The 4,729-nt window shown below is 40.2% G+C and carries 4 protein-coding genes; 2 read left to right on the top strand and 2 right to left on the bottom strand.

Translation table 11 applies throughout. The annotated features are described in order from the left end of the window. Nucleotides 1–224: 224 nt before the first annotated feature. Nucleotides 225–1,754, bottom strand: coding sequence for an alkyl hydroperoxide reductase subunit F (ahpF, locus tag V7083_RS20195; RefSeq protein WP_335481292.1), 1,530 nt, complete (start codon nt 1,752–1,754; stop codon nt 225–227). A gap of 12 nt (nt 1,755–1,766) precedes the next feature. Beyond that, complete coding sequence (ahpC, locus tag V7083_RS20190) at nt 1,767–2,330, bottom strand: alkyl hydroperoxide reductase subunit C (protein WP_335481290.1); 564 nt, start codon at nt 2,328–2,330, stop codon at nt 1,767–1,769. Between the two features lie 233 nt (nt 2,331–2,563). Between ahpC and V7083_RS20185 the strand changes: the two genes are divergently transcribed. Next, the gene (locus tag V7083_RS20185) at nt 2,564–3,274 is read left to right on the top strand and encodes a hypothetical protein (protein ID WP_438823754.1); all 711 of its coding nucleotides are present in this window, start codon (nt 2,564–2,566) and stop codon (nt 3,272–3,274) included. Nucleotides 3,275–3,331: 57 nt separating this feature from the next. After that, entirely contained in the window at nt 3,332–4,621 is a 1,290-nt protein-coding gene (locus V7083_RS20180; RefSeq protein WP_335481288.1) for a polysaccharide deacetylase family protein, read from the top strand. Nucleotides 4,622–4,729 lie beyond the last annotated feature (108 nt).

The following is a 4,729-nucleotide window of genomic DNA, read 5'->3' as shown; positions in this document are numbered from 1 at the left end:
AGTGTGTCCGAAGTCGATCTAACTTCGGACAAGGCAGAGGCAAAAAAGCAGGAACGTGTCCGAAGCTGAGGCAAATTCAGACAAGGCAAAGGTAAAAAAGCAGGAGTCTCTGTCTAAAGTCAAGCAAACTTCGGATAAAGCAGGGTAAAAAAGTAAAGCTAGGACTAGTAAATGCCAGAAAAGTAAAAAAGGGAATTGGACATCTCCAATTCCCTTTAAAATATCTAATTACGAATGAGATAATCAAATGCACCTAAAGCTGCGGTTGCACCTGACCCCATTGAAATAATAATTTGCTTATAAGCACTGTCGGTACAATCCCCTGCAGCAAATACACCAGGGACGTTTGTAGCGCCGTGTTTATCGACGATGATTTCGCCAAAACGAGTCCGTTCAACTGTTTCACCCAACCAATCGGTATTAGGAACAAGACCGATTTGAACAAATACCCCTTGTAATTCCACGTGATGCTCAGCACCAGTTTCACGATTTATATAAGTAATCCCATTCACCTTGTCAGTACCAGTGATCTCTTTTGTCTGAACGTTCTTCAGAACGGTAACGTTTGGCAGGCTGTAAAGACGCTCTTGTAAGACAGAGTCAGCTTTAAGCTCTGGCATAAATTCAAGTACTGTTACATGGTTGACGATACCGGCAAGGTCAATCGCTGCTTCAATACCAGAGTTACCGCCGCCGATAACCGCAACGTCTTTACCCGCAAATAATGGACCGTCACAGTGTGGGCAGTAAGCCACGCCTTTATTCTTGAACTCAGCTTCCCCAGGAGCACCGACATTACGCCAGCGGGCACCAGTTGACAGAATGACGGTCTTACTTTTTAGAACAGCACCGTTTTCCAATTCAACTTCAATAAGTTCTTTCTTTTCCAAGCGTTTCGCACGCTGAAGATTCATGACATCAACATCATACTCTTTCACATGCTCTTCAAGGCTGGCTGCAAGTTTAGGGCCTTCGGTATATTTAACGCTGATAAAGTTTTCAATACCCATGGTATCCATGACTTGACCGCCAAAGCGTTCTGCCACAATACCAGTGCGAATTCCTTTACGTGCAGCATAGATTGCCGCACTGGAACCAGCAGGACCGCCGCCGATTACGAGTACATCAAAAGGTTCTTTATCAGAAAGCTCTGATGCATCCGGACCATTTCCTAATTTAGCAAGGATTTCTTCAACTGTCATACGACCGCTTCCGAAAGATTCTCCATTTAGGAAAACGGTTGGGACCGCCATGATGTTTTTGCTCTCGACCTCATCCTTAAAGGCTCCACCATCAATCATGGTGTGTGAAATACCAGGATTAAGTATGCTCATCAAGTTTAAGGCTTGAACAACATCAGGGCAGTTGTGGCAAGTCAAGCTGATATAAGAATCAAAGTGATAGTTGCCTTTAATGTTTTTGATTTGATCAATAACTTTTTGTTCCACCTTTGGTGCTCTTCCGCTAACCTGAAGCAGTGCCAATACTAATGAAGTGAATTCATGACCAAGTGGAACACCGGCAAAAGTGACTCCAGTATCTTCCCCAATACGGTTGACGCTGAAGCTTGGTGTTCTTTCTAATTGAACCTTTTCCACTTTCACGTTGGATGACATAGAAGTTAATTCATCCACCAAAGAAAGCATATCGCGGGAAACGGCATCCTCTCCAGTACTAACTTTAAGCAGCACGTCCCCCTCCATTAGTTGAAGGTACTGGGCTAATTGTGCTTTTATTTCTGTATCTAGTAACATAGGAGCTACTCCTTAAATCTTTCCTACTAGATCAAGGCTTGGCTTCAATGTTTGTCCGCCTTCTTGCCATTTAGCAGGGCAAACTTCTCCTGGATTGTTGCGAACATATTGTGCTGCTTTGATTTTGTTTACAAGTGTGCTTGCGTCACGGCCGATGCCACCTGCATTGATTTCCATTGCTTGAACAACGCCGTCTGGATCAATAATGAAAGTACCACGTTGTGCAAGGCCTTCTTCTTCTTCTAATACGTCAAAGATGCGAGTAAGTTTTTGGGAAGGGTCTCCCACCATAATGTACTCAATTTTGCTGATCGCTGGTGAATGATCATGCCATGCTTTATGTGTGAAATGAGTATCTGTTGAAACAGAGTATACTTCAACTCCAAGCTCTTTTAGTGTTGCATATTGATTTTGAAGATCTTCTAATTCAGTAGGACATACGAATGTAAAATCTGCTGGATAAAAGCATACTACACTCCATTTGCCTTTAAAGTTTTGTTCAGAAACTGTAATGAAATCACCGTTATGATAAGCTTGATTTACGAATGGTTGTACTTCTTTACCGATTAAAGACATGTTTGTTTCCTCCTAAAATGGTTTTATATTGATAAAAGATTTTAATAAATCTTTTTCTAAACTAGAATAATTCTAATTCAAAAATAATTATCGTATAAATTTCACTTTTTTGTCAAGTGAATCAACTCACATTTCATAAATTATTTAGAAAAAAATGGAGTTTTATACAATAGAGCGAATCCTTTTTTCTAATTTCACGTAAAAGGTATAGAATGATTTGGGGGTGGAAAAAATTGAAAAAATATCCAAAAAGAAAGACGTGGATCTTCAGAATCGTTTTAACCTTACTTATCATGTCCATTATTTACGCAATTTATATGTTTTTTACGACGCCTTCAGGACCTGCACAAAATGAATACGATCGGGTTAGAAGTGACTATGTATTGATGATCTTGCAATGTGTCTTCGGTAGCATTGTAATTTTTCTACCTTCAGAAGTGGAGAGAAGATTCCGGGTTGATATACCGGATATCATGGAAATCATCTATTTCATCTTTCTATTTTGTGCCATTTATTTAGGTGAAGTTCGAAATTTTTATTATAGAATTCCCTATTGGGATTTAATTCTCCATTGCTTTAGTGCAGCGATGCTTGGTTCCTTAGGCTTTGTCATTGTCAATTTCTTTAATAAAACAGAAAAGCTTAATATCCAGTTAAGTCCATTTTTCGTTGCCTTATTTGCGTTTTGTTTCGCTTTGGCATGTGGCGCTGTTTGGGAGATCTATGAATTTACCGCAGATGGCCTATTAGGGACCAATATGCAGAAGTTCATTACCGCAGAAGGTACGATTTTAATTGGGCACGAAGCGGTTGCAGACACCATGGAGGATATCATCGTAGACGCATTGGGTGCCTTGGTCATGTCAACGGTTGGGTATATCAATTTGCGAAAGCAACAAATGAAAACCTTTAAAATGCAAATAGAAAACAAGGAAAGTTGTTAATAACATTCATAGATATTTTCTCTGGGGTCAGGGAGAAAATAATATGGGGGGATGCTAATGAGGATTTATTATGTAATCATATTGAGTATTTTACTCTTGGCAGGTTGCTCGCAAAAGGAAGAGGCCAAGCCACCGAAAAGTTCACCTAGTGACCATGGCGGAAAACAAGTTCAGGAATCTAATCAACAACCATCTCAGAATCAAACGTCTGTTTCTGTTCAACAGCTCGTAGCCCAAGCTAAAACTGGTCATGCCTATACCGTTCCTTTTGCAGCCCAACACTCCACGATTTCCCAGGTAAAAGATGCCTGGGGAGAGCCAAATCAAGTGGACCAGGTTGGGGGCGGGTATTATGCCACTTACACAAAAAGGTATGCCGTATTTGGTTATAATCAAGATGGCACCATATTTGATGTGCGTTCCAATGATCCAACGATTCAAGAATTTACGTTATCAGATATTGAGAAAGAGTTGGGGACCCCAACAAGTAGGTCAACTAATCAAAATGATCAAATATATACGTATAAACTGAATGCTCAATATCAATTAAAATGGATCATCCCTCAATCGACGGGAAAAGTGGATCATATTGCAGTCTATAGCCCAATCCAAACTTCAAGCCCTAATCAGAATTATATTCTGTCGATCAAGGGGACTTCAGAAAACTTGACGGCTTCCGCTTGGAAAAATATGATTCAGTGGCGTAGTGACATTCTGGCATTTCCAAAACGGTATCCTAATGATGTATTTGTGAATGGTCCGAATAAAAAGCGGGTGGCTCTAACGTTTGATGATGGGCCTGACCGGATCAATACGCCAAAAATTATTGAGGCACTTAAACAGCAAAATGTGAAAGGAACCTTCTTTTTTATCGGACAAAAGGTTCAACAAAATCCGGATATTGTGAAGATGGCTTACGATAACGGAAATGTGATTGGAAGTCATAGTTTTTACCATCGCGAGCTAACCAAAGAAACTGCTAAGGATGTTAGGCAAGATTTAATGGGAGCTTCCGCAGCGATTAAAAGTGTGATCGGCAAATCACCTGCCCTTTTAAGACCGCCGTATGGTGATACAGATATAAAAGTAGTCAATGTGGCAAAAGAACAACAAAACAAAATCATCCTTTGGTCCATTGATACATTAGATTGGTCCCAAAAAGAGCAAACCCATATTGAAAACAATGTCTTGAAGAATGTGAGGAATGGAGACATCATTCTGATGCATAGTGATGATGATAAAACGGAGACGGCGAAGGCGGTCCCTATTATCATCCAAAAACTAAAAAGCCAAGGGTTCGAAATTGTTGATGTTGCAACGTTGCTCAACACGAATCCATATAAATAATCGGAAAAAGGGGCACATGTCTAGTTATAGATGTGCCCTTTGTTATAGGTATAATCAAGCTAAATTACTTATATCGGTGGCTGAACGTCTTTCATCGAGGGTGTGAAA

The sequence above is a fragment of the Bacillus sp. JJ1764 genome (assembly GCF_036962145.1).
GTDB lineage: Bacteria > Bacillota > Bacilli > Bacillales > Cytobacillaceae > Neobacillus.
The sequence above is the reverse complement of the archived record's forward strand: the minus strand, read 5'-3'. Positions and strand labels throughout refer to the sequence as shown.